Annotated in this window: 19 protein-coding genes; 9 read left to right on the top strand and 10 right to left on the bottom strand. The window is 39.4% G+C overall.

The features are described from left to right. Position 1: 1 nt before the first annotated feature. The 5 genes from lptA to A6E06_RS16005 all read right to left on the bottom strand — a co-directional run bounded on the left by lptA (position 2) and on the right by A6E06_RS16005 (position 3745). On the bottom strand, positions 2-499 hold the full coding sequence (gene lptA, locus A6E06_RS15985; RefSeq protein ID WP_065594105.1) for a lipopolysaccharide transport periplasmic protein LptA: 498 nt from the start codon (positions 497-499) through the stop codon (positions 2-4). Further along, on the bottom strand, positions 480-1043 hold the full coding sequence (lptC, locus tag A6E06_RS15990; RefSeq protein ID WP_065594104.1) for an LPS export ABC transporter periplasmic protein LptC: 564 nt from the start codon (positions 1041-1043) through the stop codon (positions 480-482). Before lptC ends, lptA begins: the two co-directional genes overlap by 20 nt. After that, positions 1040-1600 (bottom strand): 3-deoxy-manno-octulosonate-8-phosphatase KdsC, encoded by a 561-nt coding sequence (kdsC, locus tag A6E06_RS15995; protein WP_065594103.1) that lies wholly within the window; start codon positions 1598-1600, stop codon positions 1040-1042. The genes lptC and kdsC overlap by 4 nt, the downstream gene beginning before the upstream one ends. Further along, positions 1600-2574: an arabinose-5-phosphate isomerase KdsD gene (gene kdsD / locus A6E06_RS16000; RefSeq protein ID WP_065594102.1), complete on the bottom strand. Its 975-nt coding sequence runs from the start codon at positions 2572-2574 to the stop codon at positions 1600-1602. Before kdsD ends, kdsC begins: the two co-directional genes overlap by 1 nt. 202 nt (positions 2575-2776) lie before the next feature. Then, a complete protein-coding gene (locus A6E06_RS16005; protein WP_065594101.1) occupies positions 2777-3745 on the bottom strand; it encodes a calcium/sodium antiporter in 969 nt (322 codons plus the stop codon). Between the two features lie 199 nt (positions 3746-3944). Between A6E06_RS16005 and mlaF the strand changes: the two genes are divergently transcribed. From mlaF to idi, 9 genes are all read left to right on the top strand, one after another. Beyond that, positions 3945-4751 carry a phospholipid ABC transporter ATP-binding protein MlaF gene (gene mlaF, locus A6E06_RS16010; protein ID WP_065594254.1) on the top strand — a complete coding sequence of 269 codons (807 nt, stop codon included), beginning with the start codon at positions 3945-3947 and terminating at the stop codon, positions 4749-4751. 10 nt (positions 4752-4761) lie between these two features. Next, complete coding sequence (gene mlaE / locus A6E06_RS16015; RefSeq protein WP_158007230.1) at positions 4762-5538, top strand: lipid asymmetry maintenance ABC transporter permease subunit MlaE; 777 nt, start codon at positions 4762-4764, stop codon at positions 5536-5538. A 2-nt stretch (positions 5539-5540) separates the two neighbouring features. Then, positions 5541-6035, top strand: coding sequence for an outer membrane lipid asymmetry maintenance protein MlaD (gene mlaD, locus A6E06_RS16020; protein WP_065594100.1), 495 nt, complete (start codon positions 5541-5543; stop codon positions 6033-6035). 11 nt (positions 6036-6046) lie between these two features. After that, positions 6047-6676 (top strand): phospholipid-binding protein MlaC, encoded by a 630-nt coding sequence (gene mlaC, locus A6E06_RS16025; RefSeq protein WP_255310574.1) that lies wholly within the window; start codon positions 6047-6049, stop codon positions 6674-6676. After that, positions 6676-6996 (top strand): lipid asymmetry maintenance protein MlaB, encoded by a 321-nt coding sequence (locus tag A6E06_RS16030; protein ID WP_065594098.1) that lies wholly within the window; start codon positions 6676-6678, stop codon positions 6994-6996. Before mlaC ends, A6E06_RS16030 begins: the two co-directional genes overlap by 1 nt. Beyond that, the gene (ibaG, locus tag A6E06_RS16035) at positions 6996-7253 is read left to right on the top strand and encodes a BolA family iron metabolism protein IbaG (protein ID WP_060992521.1); all 258 of its coding nucleotides are present in this window, start codon (positions 6996-6998) and stop codon (positions 7251-7253) included. The genes A6E06_RS16030 and ibaG overlap by 1 nt, the downstream gene beginning before the upstream one ends. Before the next feature lie 12 nt (positions 7254-7265). Further along, positions 7266-8534 carry a UDP-N-acetylglucosamine 1-carboxyvinyltransferase gene (murA, locus tag A6E06_RS16040; protein WP_065594097.1) on the top strand — a complete coding sequence of 423 codons (1269 nt, stop codon included), beginning with the start codon at positions 7266-7268 and terminating at the stop codon, positions 8532-8534. A gap of 136 nt (positions 8535-8670) precedes the next feature. Continuing rightward, complete coding sequence (locus tag A6E06_RS16045) at positions 8671-9390, top strand: 1-acylglycerol-3-phosphate O-acyltransferase (protein WP_065594096.1); 720 nt, start codon at positions 8671-8673, stop codon at positions 9388-9390. Positions 9391-9480: 90 nt separating this feature from the next. Beyond that, positions 9481-10023, top strand: a complete 543-nt coding sequence (gene idi, locus A6E06_RS16050; protein ID WP_065594095.1) for an isopentenyl-diphosphate Delta-isomerase — start codon at positions 9481-9483, stop codon at positions 10021-10023. Between the two features lie 51 nt (positions 10024-10074). Here idi and A6E06_RS16055 read toward each other — a convergent pair whose 3' ends face one another. The 5 genes from A6E06_RS16055 to arcA form a co-directional block, all read right to left on the bottom strand. Further along, a complete protein-coding gene (locus tag A6E06_RS16055) occupies positions 10075-10464 on the bottom strand; it encodes a RidA family protein (protein ID WP_065594094.1) in 390 nt (129 codons plus the stop codon). A 120-nt stretch (positions 10465-10584) separates the two neighbouring features. Next, the gene (pyrI, locus tag A6E06_RS16060) at positions 10585-11049 is read right to left on the bottom strand and encodes an aspartate carbamoyltransferase regulatory subunit (RefSeq protein ID WP_065594093.1); all 465 of its coding nucleotides are present in this window, start codon (positions 11047-11049) and stop codon (positions 10585-10587) included. A gap of 13 nt (positions 11050-11062) precedes the next feature. Then, complete coding sequence (gene pyrB / locus A6E06_RS16065) at positions 11063-11992, bottom strand: aspartate carbamoyltransferase (RefSeq protein ID WP_065594092.1); 930 nt, start codon at positions 11990-11992, stop codon at positions 11063-11065. Between the two features lie 279 nt (positions 11993-12271). Then, complete coding sequence (argF, locus tag A6E06_RS16070) at positions 12272-13276, bottom strand: ornithine carbamoyltransferase (RefSeq protein WP_065594091.1); 1005 nt, start codon at positions 13274-13276, stop codon at positions 12272-12274. 96 nt (positions 13277-13372) lie between these two features. Beyond that, entirely contained in the window at positions 13373-14593 is a 1221-nt protein-coding gene (gene arcA, locus A6E06_RS16075; protein ID WP_065594090.1) for an arginine deiminase, read from the bottom strand. Positions 14594-14652: the final 59 nt, after the last annotated feature.

Genomic DNA, 14652 nt, shown 5'->3' on the forward strand with positions numbered 1-14652 from the left:
ATTATTTTTTATTCAATTGGCTAGGCTGAAGGATAGTCGTAACACGTTCGTTTTTACCACCATCAGCAATCAGTTTTTGGGTCTGCATATTATAAGTAATGACTTTGCCTTGAATGATACTATCGTCTTGAGTTAGCTCGGCATCATCGGTCATTTTTAGAAATTCTTTTTCTAATTCATAACGCAGTTTGTTTGATCTTCCCTTTAGGGTCTTTCCATCGTCAGTCAATTGACTAAAGCGGGCGGGTTTTCCGTAGGCTTCTAAAATTTCACGCCCTTCCTTTCCTTGAGGTCGAATAACGACGAGTTTGTCAGCAAAAATTTTAATGCTGCCTTGTTTCAACGTTACATCACCCAGAAAGGTCACTTGATTACTTTGCATATCAAAGTGTTGTGAATCCGAGTTGATGTGAATTGGTTGTTCTGTATCGCTGCTTAGTGCCCAACTTGAAGAGCTAAATATTAAGCCGGCAAGTAGACTAATTTGTGAAAGCTTCATAGATACCTTGTACATTCTTTAATAGGGTCGCTTGTTGAGTGCTAAAATTACCTTTCATGCCAACGCCTGTCGTTTCAAACGTTGGACCAACAAGATTGACGACATCTTCGGTCATAAAATCTTTAGTTGAGAGATCTATGGTTAAGCTGTCAGTTGTCATTGTTTCAAAAGCGGCGTCGGGCAATAAGTTTTTGACAATTACATTACCATTTAAATAAAGGATATGCTTTTTATCTAACACCCCAATATCAGATATTATTTCCCATTCTTTTATTTCGCCGTCTTTAAAGACAAAAAGATGAGGCGTCGTAAAATTGGTTTCACCTGTTTGAGAAAAACGGGCTAATGCTTTAGCGTTAATCTGGTAATTGCGAACACCATTTTCAGCATAATTATTATTACTGACATTTTTACCTGTAAATACTGGTACTTGCTGATCTGGCGTTATTTGTTGCTCATTTTGTGAGTACTCATAATATAAGTAATATCCAGACCAGCTAGATATTACTAATAATATGGCCATGCAAAAATGTTTTAAAGTCATATACTCAAGCCTTTATGTTGCTCGAGTTCACCTTTTGCTTCTAGGATTAGGTCACTGACCTCTCGAACAGCACCATGACCTCCTTTGATGGTAGTCACATAGTTTGCTCGCTGTACTAGTAGCGGGTGTCCGTCAGCAACACAGACTTTTAATGCCACTTTATCCATAACAGGCCAATCGATGAGGTCATCTCCAATATACCCTGTGTGCTCAGGACCTATATTGAGTTTAGTTAAAATATCGTCGTATGCTTGCAATTTATTGTCTTGGCCTTGGTAGATCAATTTAATCCCAAGCGCTGTCATACGGTTTTCTACAATTTTAGAATTTCGACCAGTAATGATGGCTATCTCGACACCTGCAGACATTAATGATTTTACGCCGTAACCATCTCGAGTGTGGAATGTTTTTAGCTCTTCTCCGTCGTTGCCCATGTAAACAAGGCCATCAGAGAATACCCCATCAACATCACAGATTAGTAGTTTTATGTCTTTAGCGATATTAAATACAGATTCTTCTACATCGCCATAGAGTGTTGAAATGAATTTAGTTGTCATTACATTACCCCTGCTTTTAATAAGTCATGCATATTAAGAGCGCCAACTAAGCGATTATTTTCATCGCACAGTAGCAAGCCATTAATTTTCTTATCTTGCATTAAATTTAAGCCTTCTACTGCTAATAAGTTTGGGTTTGCAACGGCAGGTGAAGGTGTCATTACTTCACCAATAGTTTGAGTATGAATATCAACTCGATTGTCCAATAAACGACGTAAATCACCATCGGTAAAAATACCGATAACTTTTTGTTCGTTATCAACAATGGCGGTCATGCCAAGACCTTTTTCAGATACTTCAAGCAAGGCTGTTTTAATAAGAGCGTCTTTGGTGACCATTGGCAATTCATCATCTTTATGCATGATATCAGATAATAATAGCAGTAATTTACGACCTAACGCGCCACCAGGGTGAGACAGGGCAAAGTCATCAGCCGTAAACCCTTTTGCTTGCAACAGAGCAACGGCAAAAGCATCGCCCATGGCTAAAGTAGCTGTAGTGCTTGATGTAGGAGCCAACCCTAAAGGGCAAGCTTCTTGAGGCACGGTAATTTGCAAGTTAACGTCTGCTACTCGGGCCATACTTGATTCAGGCTTACCTGTCATTGTAATAAGGGTAATACCAAGGCGCTTAATTACAGGCAGTAAAGCTAGGATCTCGCCAGCTTCGCCAGAGTTTGAAATGGCAATAACTACATCGCCTTTTTCAATCATACCTAAATCACCATGGCTGGCTTCTCCTGGATGAACAAAAAAGGATGGTGTACCTGTACTGGCTAATGTGGCGGCAATTTTATTACCGATATGTCCCGATTTCCCCATCCCCATAACAACGACCTTACCCTTACATTCCAGCATTAATTGGCATGCTTTAGTAAAATCATCATTAATGTAGTTATTCAGTTGGATGAGTGCATCAATTTCAATTTGAAGAACATTTTTTCCTGCTTTGCAGAAATCAAACTGAGTTGCCATCGGGTTACCACCTTTATTTGGGTTATAGCAGATGTATGATCTAGAGGAGTAGCGTATACAATTATTATGCCATATACCAGAGGTAGTTCAAGATGGAGTGGTTTCTAATGAGGAGGGGAATGTGAAAAATAGAAAGGTCATCAATTAATGCAAAGTTTTATTGATGACCTATTTGTGTTCTGGTGGTTATGTAACGATAGGATTACATGGTGTAGAAAAGGTAACCTTGGTAAGCCAAGAAGCATGTGACTAAAATGCTACCTTCAATTCTGTTAATGCTACGGCTCTTACCTAGTGCCATAAACAATAATAAAATGGATACGCCCATCATTACGTAAAAATCTCGATTCATTAAATCTGGGCTTATTTCTGATGGGTTAATTAGCGCAGGGATCCCCATAACGGCAAGGATATTGAATACGTTTGAACCGATAATATTACCAGCAGCCATATCGTCTTCACCTTTTAAAACACCAGCGACTGAAGCTGCAAGTTCTGGAAGGCTTGTCCCTAACGCAATAATAGTTAAACCAATAACGAGATCACTCATACCAAAATACTTAGCAATAACAACCGCGTTGTCGATCAGCATGTTTGCGCCAACAGGCAATAAGATTAAACCAACAACAACCCAAAATAGAGCTTTTTTGTTTTCAACACCTTCTGGTATTTCAGATTCTTGCTCTTCAAGAAGACGGTCACCATTTTTTTGCTCGCTTTTACTTATATAAAGCATCGCAATAATGAAGACAGCAAAAAGAGCAATTAACAATAAACCTTCATTAAAGCCAAGGTAATTATTGTACATGATACCGCCAGCCAGCAGGGTGACAATTAACATCAATGGTAATTCACGACGGATGATGCCAGAGCTGATAGCAAGGGGTTTGATTATAGCGGTAATACCTAAAATTAACGCAATGTTAGCGATGTTGGAACCAATTACATTACCCACGGCGGTATCTGTTTTACCATCAAGTGCAGCAGCGGCGGATACCATCATTTCAGGTGCTGATGAACCCATCGCTAGGATAGTCATACCAATGACTAATGGTGAAATTCCGTAGTTTCTCGCTAACGCGGCAGAACCAAATACCAGTTTATCGGCGCCCCAAACAAGTAGAGATAGGCCAACGATAAGAAGTAGAGACGGCATGAGCAGCTCTGTCATGGTGTTAATTTCCTTTTGGTAGAAGATGTTTTTATAATTAATCACTAATTTTGACGCTTCTCTTACAAAAAGGAAAGCAAAAAGGCGGACCTGTGAGGGGATATTCTAAAGAATGTTAAAAATAATAAGTTTGATGGATAAGTTAACGTATACTTATCATTATGTTGCTAGTGAAGAGCTTTTGATGAAAAGTAATGATATGGACACAACGACAACCTTAATAAATGTTGAAAACTTAACCTTTAAACGTGGTGAACGGCTGATTTTTGATGATATTAGCTTATTCGTTCCAAGGGGTAAAATTACCGCGATCATGGGACCATCAGGAATTGGTAAAACGACTTTATTACGCTTGATTGGCGGACAGATTTTACCTGAGTCGGGTAATATACATTTTGAAGGATGGAATATTCCTAAATTAGGTCGAAAGGAATTGTATTTAGCGCGTAAGAAAATGGGGATGCTATTTCAATCTGGTGCTCTATTTACTGACATGAATGTGTTTGATAACGTCGCTTTTCCATTGCGCGAACATACTAAATTATCAGAAGAGTTCATTCGTACCTTAGTGCTGCTAAAGCTTGAAGCTGTCGGATTACGCGGAGCAGCCGAATTGATGCCAAGCGAACTGTCTGGAGGTATGGCTCGTCGTGCAGCGTTGGCTCGTGCTATTGCTCTTGATCCCGATTTAATTATGTATGACGAACCTTTTGTGGGGCAAGACCCGATTACGATGGGTGTTTTGGTTGAGTTAATTCGTAATTTAAATGATGCATTAGGGTTAACGTCTGTTGTTGTTTCTCATGATGTTCCTGAAGTCATGAGTATCGCTGATCATGTCTATTTATTGGCTAACGGTAAAATTATTGCTCAAGGTTCTCCTTTTGAGCTAGAAAACAATCCAGACCCTCAAGTACGACAATTTTTAGATGGCCGTTCTGACGGACCCGTTCCTTTTCGCTTTCCATCGAAACCATTAGCTGAGGAGTTATTTCCTGGTGAGTAATTTCTCTTTAATCTTATTTGTTGAAAACATTGGTAAGCGAGCGCTTTCAACATGCGAAGCTATTGGTCGAGCGACTTTTATGCTTTTTGGGGCGATCATTGCAAAGCCTCAACCCGTAAGAATGTTTCCATTGTTATTGCAACAGCTGTATTCAGTCGGTGTGTTATCGCTTGTAATTATCGTGGTCTCAGGGCTATTTATTGGCATGGTGATAAGTCTTCAAGGTTACGTGATCTTGGTCGACTACGGTGCAGAAACCAGTCTCGGTCAATTGGTGTCACTTTCGTTATTACGTGAACTAGGCCCAGTGGTTACCGCCTTATTATTTGCTGGGCGTGCCGGTTCGGCATTAACCGCAGAAATAGGGTTAATGAAAACGACAGAGCAGTTGTCTAGTATGGAAATGATGGCGATAGATCCTTTGCGTCGTATTATTGCCCCACGCTTATGGGCGGGTGTTATTTCAATGCCATTATTGGCGATGATCTTTATGGCTGTGGGTATATGGGGTGGTCAAATTGTTGGTGTTGAATGGAAAGGTATTGATCACGGAAGTTTTTGGTCAGTAATGCAAGCATCGGTCGATGTACGCCATGACATTGTTAACAGTTTAATTAAGTGTGTCGTGTTTGCGTTTGTCGTGACATGGATTGCTTTATTTAATGGCTATGATGCGACCCCAACGTCAGAAGGGATCTCATTAGCAACAACACGAACGGTAGTGCATTCGTCACTGGCGGTATTAGGAATTGATTTTGTGCTTACAGCACTGATGTTTGGGAATTAATCATGCAGCAAACACGTAAAATAGAATTATTAGTCGGATTTTTTGTTTTGGCTGGCGCGGCAGCATTATTGATGTTGCTACTAAAAGTCGCCGATGTTCGTAGTGGTGGTAGCGGTGAGTATTACACTATTAATGCACAGTTCGATAATATCGGCAGTTTAAAGTCTCGCTCACCGGTTAAGATTGGGGGTGTTGTTGTCGGTCGTGTTTCCGGTATTACATTAGATATCGAAACCTACTTACCGGTTGTCAGTATGCAAATTGATAAACAATTTGGCCAATTTCCTGAAACTTCTGCGGCACAAATTTTAACAGCAGGATTAATTGGCGAACAATATGTAGGTATCGTTCCTGGTTTTATTGATGAAGACATTGATATGCTTGGTGAGGGTGACTACATTGAAGACACTAAATCAGCATTAGTATTAGAAGACATGATAGGGCAAGTGCTATATAGCATTGGTGGTGATTCATCAGAAAAAAGTGAGGATAAGTAATGAAGTTAGGAATGAAAATCGTAGGGATCATACTTTCCCTTTTTATTGGTGTCGCTCAAGCTGAACCGATTGATAAAACCAAACCTTATGAAATGATGACAAAAGTCTCTGAAGACACTTTTGCGCGACTAAAAGCAGAGCAAGTCGCTATTCAAAAAGATCCAAATATATTAAAAACGGTCGTTGAAGAAGAATTAATGCCGTACGTTAATGTAAAATATGCAGCGTATAAACTACTTGGACCTCATCTTAAAAAAACGACAGCAGAAGAAAGAGAACAATTTGTAACGGCTTTTCGTGGTTACCTCGTGTCGTCATACGCTCAAGTATTAACGTTATATACAAACCAACAAATTATGTTAGAAAAACCGAAAGCGATCCCTGAAAAAAAATCTATCATTAGCGTTCGTGTGGATATTATTGATTCAGCTCGACCAACGGTAAAAGTGGATTTTAAATTACGCAAGAATAAAAAAACATCAGAATGGCAAGCGTTTGATATGGTTGCCGAAGGTGTGAGTTTATTATCAACAAAACAATCTGAATGGAGTGCAAAAATCCGTAAAGAAGGCATTGATTCGGTAAGTAAAGAATTAACTTCATTAGCCGCTCAACCAATTCGCTTAGAAGGAAGTAAGTAATGAGCGAAATGGATTTATGTGAGTCTAAGTTTGATGAAATTTGCTTCAAAGGCGATCTCGAACGTGAGGTAGTGCCAAATATTTGGAATAAATTGACACAATGGAAACCTAATATTACCAAAGTAAAGGTAGACTTAACTCAGGTTAATCGTATTGACTCAGCAGGTGTTGTGTTACTTTTACACCTAATAGATCATGCAAAAAAACAAAATTGCCATATAATGCTTACTTTCGTCCCTGATCAGCTCATTACTTTAATTCGTTTAAGTAATGTGGAATCATTGTTTGCTGATCACTTAATAACGCAAAAGGTAGAGTAATGGATAGCGCCGAGATTAAAGAATTATTAGACGCAGCACTTCAACTTCAAGAGATTCACGTTAAAGGTGAAGGAAGCCATTTTGAAGTTATTGCTGTGGATGAATCGTTCAATGGAATGAGCAGAGTTAAAAAGCAACAAACCATCTATGGACCTTTGATGGAACACATCTCAACAAATACTATTCACGCTCTATCAATAAAAGCGTTTACTCCTGAAGAGTGGGCACGCGATAAAAAATTAAATAGCTTATTCTAAGAGGTCCTTTGAATGTATAAGTTTCGAATTCAAGGAAGTGAAAAACCACTTTCTGGAGAGGTTACTATTTCTGGTGCAAAAAATGCGGCATTGCCAATTTTATTTGCAGCCTTACTTGCTGAAGAGCCAGTAGAAGTTGGAAATGTACCAAAACTACGCGATGTAGATACAACGATGGAGTTGCTACAACGTTTAGGCGCTAAAGTTTCTCGTAATGGCTCGGTTCATATTGACGCTAGTGGCGTGAATGATTTCTGTGCACCTTATGATTTAGTGAAAACAATGCGTGCATCAATTTGGGCTCTAGGTCCATTAGTTGCACGTTTTGGTAAAGGCCAAGTGTCTTTACCTGGTGGTTGTGCTATTGGAGCTCGTCCTGTGGATCTTCATATCCATGGTCTTGAGCAATTAGGTGCAACGATTAAGCTTGAAGAAGGTTACGTTAAAGCGGAAGTTGATGGTCGTCTGAAAGGCGCTCATATCGTTATGGATAAAGTGAGTGTTGGTGCAACAATCACTGTTATGTGTGCGGCAACGTTAGCTGAAGGTACGACTATTTTAGAAAACGCAGCGCGTGAACCTGAAATTGTAGATACGGCTCATTTCCTTAATGCCATTGGTGCGAAAGTATCAGGTATGGGTTCTGATACGATTACTATCGAAGGTGTAGAACGTCTTGGTGGTGGCTATCATGAAGTGGTTGCTGACCGTATAGAAACGGGCACGTTCCTTGTTGCTGCGGCTGTATCTGGCGGTAAAGTCGTATGTAAAAATACGAAAGCGAGCCTGCTTGAATCTGTTCTGGCGAAGCTTGAAGAAGCGGGTGCTAAAGTTGAATCTGGTGAAGATTGGATCAGTTTAGACATGACCGGCCGAGAGCTAAAAGCGGTAAATATCCGTACGGCTCCGCATCCTGCATTTCCAACAGACATGCAAGCGCAATTCACATTGCTAAATATGATGGCGAAAGGTCCAGGCATTATTACTGAAACGATTTTTGAAAACCGTTTCATGCACATCCCTGAACTACAGCGCATGGGTGCTCACGCTGAAATCGAAGGTAATACTGCTATTTGTGGTGATACTGACGGGTTAAGTGGCGCTCAAGTGATGGCAACCGATTTACGTGCATCTGCAAGCCTTGTTATCGCAGGTTGTATAGCAAAAGGTGAAACAATTGTTGATCGTATTTATCATATCGACCGTGGTTATGATAAGATCGAAGACAAGTTAACCGCATTAGGCGCGAATATCGAAAGAGTTCGTAGTAGCGAATTATAATCGTTAGGATTATTTCAGCTACATGAGTACTAAAGTGGAAACCGGGTATTATATGACCCGGTTTTTTATTGTTTGTAATATAAGTACACTGAATAGAACTCTTTAGTGGAATTTATATATTTTAGGAGAAACACTTATGATCGCATTGTTACGCCTGATTGCTTTGGCTATCTTTGCCGTCTTTACGTTTGTATTTGGCTGTGGTTACTGCTTGTTAAGCCCACGTAATCCAAAACACGTTTATACTTTTGGTCTTTGGTTTTCTCGTATGTCGCGAGTATTTGGTATTAAACTTGAAGTTCGCGTTCCTGAGAGCGTTAAAAATGCTGGACCAAGTTTATACATTGCAAACCATCAAAATAGCTGGGATTTGTTTACTGTCTCTGGGGCAATTCAACCAAGAACGGTTACGGTAGGTAAAAAAAGCATCGCGTGGATGCCGTTGTTTGGTCAACTGTATTGGATCACGGGTAACATTCTTATCGATCGTAATAATCGCAGTAAAGCGGTAGGCACTATTTCACAAGTTGCAGATAATATTAAGAAACGTAATGTCTCTGTTTGGATGTTTCCTGAAGGAACTCGCTCTCGTGGTCGTGGTTTATTGCCATTTAAAACAGGTGCATTTCATGCGGCTATCGCAGCAGATGTTCCTGTGACGCCAATCGTATGTAGCAATACGGAAGGCGTAAAACTAAATCGTTGGAATAACGGTGTGGTGATTGTTGAAATTTTGCCACCAGTAAGTCTTGATGGTTACGATAAAACAAACGTTCGTGAGTTAGCGAATGAATGTCGTGAACAAATGAAAATTAAGCTAGAAGAACTCAATAAAGAAGTTGCAGAACGCAGCTAAGTTTACGTTTTTATTGTGATTTTAAGGGTATGCAGCTTGCTGTGTACCCTTTTGTTTTTGATGTGTATCTCTTTAAATGTGTAGATAATAATGAAAGAAGAAGTCGTCCTTGTAAGCAAGCAAGGAGAAGCCATTGGCACAATGGAAAAATTAGAAGCTCACGAGAAAGGTTTATTACATTTGGCTTTCTCTGTTCTACTTTATCGTAATGGTAAAGATGAAAGAGAGTTTCTGTTACAAAAACGCGCTGAGTGTAAGTATCATAGTAAAGGAAAGTGGAGCAATACCTGTTGTTCTCACCCAAGACTTAATGAGTCGGTAGAATCCGCTGGAGAGCGCCGGTTAGAAGAAGAAATTGGTATTGTTGGTGTTGCAGCACATACATTTGAAAATCTGGGTTGGTTTGTTTATCAAGCTGAATTAGAGAATGGTTTGAGTGAACATGAGCTGGATTATATTTTATTGGCGAATACACCCGACGTTAAATTCCTAATGAACCCTAATGAAGTCAGTGACATTCAGTGGTGGCGCGAGAGTGACATTACAAAAGCGTTAGAAAAAAATCCTACTATTTTCTCGGTATGGTTTAAAACGGTTTACTCTAAAGCAACGCAATATTTGAATGAAAAATAAGGCAGAAACTTATAAAGCCTGCCTTCATCATGTTATTTATTGTTTTTGAGCTTATTTGCGAACGGCAATAGCTTCGATTTCAATGCCAACATCTTTTGGAAGACGTGCAACTTCAACGCAAGAACGGGCAGGGTAGTTAGCTACTTTATGCTCATCAAAGAAGTTGCCATACACTTCATTCACAGTACCAAAATCATTTAAGTCTTTTACAAATACCGTCATTTTAACGATATCAGAAACCGTTAGACCAGACGCTTCAATAACGGCTTTAACATTTTCTAGAGATTGACGAGCTTGCTCTGCAATATCATCAGATACTTCACCCGTTGCTGGGTTTACAGGAATTTGGCCAGAAGTCAGTACCATGTTACCAAGATCAACACCTTGAATGTATGGACCAATTGCTGCAGGTGCGTTATCTGTATGAAGAACTTTAGTCATTGTCTGATTCCTTTTTGAGTGAAGTGAACCTTAAGTTCACTGATAAGTTCAATATAAAACAAATGTTAGAAATAAAACAGCCCCGACAATATCGAGGCTGAGAAGATAGTTCTATTTAACTCAATTTAAATCGGCAACGACTTCTTGAGAATATACTTTTTCGCAGTATTTACATTTTAGATGGATGCTTTCTTTCTTTGTTATTACTTTAAAGCTGCTATCTACGGGTTCACCATGAGTAATACAATTACTGTTTGGGCATTCAAATACCCCTGTAATTTGCTCAGGTAAAATTAATGGGATTTTTTTAACGACTTCATAGTTTTCGATCTGGTTTACTGTTGCATGAGGCGCGTATAAAGCAAGTTTGCTTGCTTGCTCAGGCGTGACAAATGTATTCTCTATCTTCAGAAGATCTTTTGCACCTAATGCAGAAGAGGGTAAGTTTAAACCAATGGTGACACGCTCTGCTGTTTTATCCATTTGGAATAACTTCAGCACTTTAACGCCAATGTTTGCAGGAATATGATCGATTACAGTACCGTTTTTGATCGCTTCAACACGTAATTGAGTTTTGTTAGCCATGTTGATATCTCCCTTAAAGTGTGTCATTAAGAACAAGTGCTAATAGAGCTTGTCGTGCATAAACGCCATTTTCAGCTTGTTGGAAATAATAAGCGTATGGTGTTTTATCTACGTCGATATTGATTTCGTCGATACGTGGAAGAGGGTGAAGCACTTTTAAGTTGTCACGAGCAGGCTGTAAATCTTGTGCAGAAAGAATATAGGCAGACTTGATATGCGCATATTCAGATTCATCAAAGCGCTCTTTTTGAACTCGAGTCATATAAAGGATATCTAACTCAGGAATTGCAGCTTCCATGCTATTTAGCAGTTGGTATTCAATGCCTAATTCATCTAGCTCTTCACAAATATAATCTGGCATTGCTAGTACTTCTGGTGCGATAAAGAAGAATTTAATGCCGTTAAACTTAGCTAACGCTTGAGTTAAAGAGTGAACAGTACGACCGTATTTTAAATCCCCAACAAAGGCGATATTTAGGTTATCTAAGCGACCTTGAGTTTCATAAATAGTATACAAATCTAATAAAGTTTGCGTCGGATGTTGGTTTGCACCATCTCCTGCATTTATGACAGGCGTTCCGTTTGAGAATTCAGAAGCAAGACGAGCTGCTCCTTCTTTAGGGTGACGCATCACATAAGCATCAGCATAAGAAGTAATAATCTGAACTGAATCGGCTAGGGTTTCCCCTTTTTGAGCAAGAGAGGTGTTACCCGCTGTATCAAAACCAATGACTGAACCACCTAAACGTTGAATCGCAGTTTCAAAAGATAGGCGAGTACGAGTTGATGCTTCAAAAAAGCAGCTCGCAATAACCTTATTCTTCAATAATTCAGGTTGAGGTTCTTTTTTTATTTTCCCTGCTGTTTCTACGATCAGTTCTAACTCTTCACGAGATAGTTCTGGAATAGAAATGATGTGCTTGTTATATAGCGAGTTAGCCATAGTCTCTCTTCCCTTTAGTGTGTCAGTCATATTTAAATCAAAAAAAAGCCCCCTATAAAATAGGAGGCTTTAAAAATATCGGTAATTAGGAAACTCAAAAAATAGGGGACCACCACACGTTGTCAGTGCAGATTCTCGGTCGACCGCTGTATGAAGATAAGTTAATAACATCATAATTTCCTAGTAAATTGCGCGAGATTATACTCGCATCAAAATCCTAAGCAAGCGTTTGCATCAAACTTATTTTGATTTTTCCTTTTCTTTATTGGTATCTTAGATTTACTGACCTAGCGTAGCAACCATAATTGCTTTGATAGTATGCATGCGGTTTTCCGCTTCATCAAAGACGATAGAAAATTCCGATTCAAAAACTTCTTCGGTCACTTCTAGGCCGTTCATTCCGTACTTTTCCGCAATCTCTTTACCGACGGTTGTTTCATCATTATGGAAAGCAGGTAAGCAGTGCATGAATTTAACATTTGGATTATGTGTTGCTTTAATAACATCCATATTAACTTGGTAAGGCGTCATTAGCGCAACTCGCTCATCCCATGCCTCAGGCGCCTCTCCCATCGACACCCAAACGTCGGTGTATAAGAAATCACATCCTTTAACACCCGTTTCTACTTCTTCAGTAAGAATAATTTTAGCGCCTGTTTGTACTGCGATACTTTGGCATTGAGCGACTAATTCATCTTCAGGCCAGAATTGCTTAGGAGCAACAAGGCGGACCTCCATCCCCATTTTGGCAGCGCCAACCATGAGAGAGTTACCCATGTTATTACGAGCATCACCAAGGTAGGCAAAAGTAATTTGATTTAGTTGCTTTCCATTTGCATATTCTTGCATTGTGAGGAAATCAGCTAAAATTTGAGTTGGGTGAAATTCATCGGTTAATCCATTCCAGACGGGAACGCCGGCATATAGGCCCAGCTCTTCAACAATAGATTGGCCAAAACCACGATATTCAATACCATCGTACATACGACCCAGTACACGAGCCGTATCTTTCATTGATTCTTTGTGGCCAATTTGAGAACCAGAAGGACCAAGATAAGTCACTTTAGCACCTTGGTCAAAAGCCGCAACTTCAAAGGCGCATCGAGTACGAGTAGAGGCTTTTTCAAAAATTAGCGCAATATTTTTACCTGATAATTGAGGTTGTTCATAGCCTGCGTATTTTGCTTTTTTTAAATCAGCAGATAACTCAAGTAAATGCATAATCTCTTTAGGGGTAAAATCTAATAATTTTAAAAAATTTCTATTACGTATATTAAAAGCCATACCGTGCTCCTAGCTGATAGTATCAATCCGATAAAATTCATTTAAACATAAAAATGCATTAAATGTGAATTTTTATTTTAATTTATTTTGTGGGAGTTAAATGCCATCTCTTTCAATAGGGCAACTCATACAGCGAGCACCACCGCGGCCTCTACCTAATTCATCCCCTGTAATCGGTAGTACCTTTATACCGGCTTTATCGTATTTCTCATTGGTATAAGTATTTCTTTCATAAGCAACGACAACGCCTGGTTTAATCGTTAATACGTTATTCGCATCGTGCCATTGTTCACGTTCAGCCTCGTAGCTATCGCCACCGGTCGTAATAATATTAAGAGAGTCTAACTCTAGAGCTGACGTAAGAGTTTTCTGAAAATTTGGCATTTCTTTAATCGCGAGTTGTTGTTCTCCACACGCGGTGATTGACCAACATGACATTGCCATGTCAATGACTCTTGGATAGACGGAGAATACATTATGGTCCATGTGAGTCATTACGGTATCTAAATGCATGCAAGAGCGATCTTCTGGTAATTTAATAGCAATGACTTGTTTAGCTTGGTGTGTTCTAAAGAGCTGTTTAGCTAAATTTTCAATACCTTGTGGCGTGGTTCGTTCTGAAATACCAACTAAGACATTCCCTTTACCAATAACTAATACATCACCACCTTCTATCGTCGCATTATCATAATATTGATGTTCATCTTCAAAGTAGCGAGGAAAGGCTTCTGTGCTAAATAAAGGGTGCCAACGATAAATTGCCCGTAGATGATTTGATTCTCTTTTTCGAGCGGATTTAGCCATAGGGTTAATCGAAACCCCTCCATAAATCCAGCAAGAGGTATCTCGAGTAAATAAATGGTTAGGAAGCGGATCGATAACAAAATCGAATGGGTCACTTAATTGTTGTAGCATCGATGGGGCTTTGAAAGGCAGTTCGATAAAGGCTAAACCACCTAATAAGATAGAAGCCAGTTCTTGATTATCTTTGGTGAGTAAGAAGTCACGAATTTGGTTGGCAAAGGTTGGTCCAAAACGGTAATGAGAGATTTGATGCTTTAACAGCCATTGCTTTGCTTCAGGATGTCGAAGTGTTTCTTCGAGTAAGTCTTGTAAGAGCAGTACTTCAACATCTTGAGATTGTAAGGTTGCAACAAATTGATCATGTTCATAAAGAGCCTTCTCAACCGACAGTACATCATCAAAAAGTAGCTTATGGCAATTGGTAGGGGTTAGGTGGCTCAATGCTCTTTCTGGACGATGTAGGATAACTCGGCGAAGCTGACCAATTTCAGAGCCAACAAATAGCTTATTCATAAGATTCCTTTCTAATATCTACAGCTAGTACGAGAAATAATACCGTATAGTAGGTAAAT

Source organism: Aliivibrio sp. 1S175, assembly GCF_001690985.1.
Classification (GTDB): domain Bacteria; phylum Pseudomonadota; class Gammaproteobacteria; order Enterobacterales; family Vibrionaceae; genus Aliivibrio.